This is a genomic window from Xanthovirga aplysinae, from assembly GCF_009711365.1.
GTDB lineage: Bacteria > Bacteroidota > Bacteroidia > Cytophagales > Cyclobacteriaceae > Xanthovirga > Xanthovirga aplysinae.
Genome location: NZ_SMMB01000174.1, coordinates 1 through 574 on the forward strand (window position 1 = coordinate 1; position 574 = coordinate 574).

Here is a 574-nt window from a genome sequence, read left to right on the forward strand (position 1 = left end):
ATATTTGTTGCATGGAAGGGGTGTTGGATAAGGTCATGCAAATGAACCCTATCCGATACCACTATAAAGCAGATAAAAAAGAAAGGCGCAAGCATATTGGCTTTGGGGCTCAGGAAGTCAAAGATATTTTTCCGGAGCTGGTTCACTATTCGGAAGAAAAAGACCTTTACAGCCTTAATTATGGTAACCTTGGAGCCATCAACACAGCTGCTATTCAGGAAACCAATAAACGTTTCGATCAACAACAAAAGGTGGTCGAAATGCAAGCCCAAAAAATAAAAGAACAAGAGGAAGAGCTCAAGGCCATTAAAAGCATGTTAGAGGAGTTAACCGCTCCCACTTTAGAAAAAGTAAGTAAACTCTGGCGATCCATATTCGGAGAGTAGTAAAACCAACGATCCAAAAGCACCTACTTATTTAATTCATCAAATCCAAAGTAGTCCACTAGCCCACCTAACTAAAATGCTTAGAAAGCTTTTTAGGTACTCAAAAGTAGAGGAATTGTTTCCTCAATCATAAACGAAATAGAATTAACAATGAAACGATTACATTTTACAGAAGGCGGCCGTATGCT

At 38.9% G+C, this 574-nt stretch carries 1 protein-coding gene; it reads left to right on the plus strand.

Features of this window, described 5'->3' with window-relative positions; translation table 11 throughout:
• Nucleotides 1-386 (plus strand): tail fiber domain-containing protein (locus tag E1171_RS00300; protein ID WP_155202995.1); only part of this gene is annotated, 386 nt, incomplete at its 5' end.
• Between the last annotated feature and the right edge of the window lie 188 nt (nt 387-574).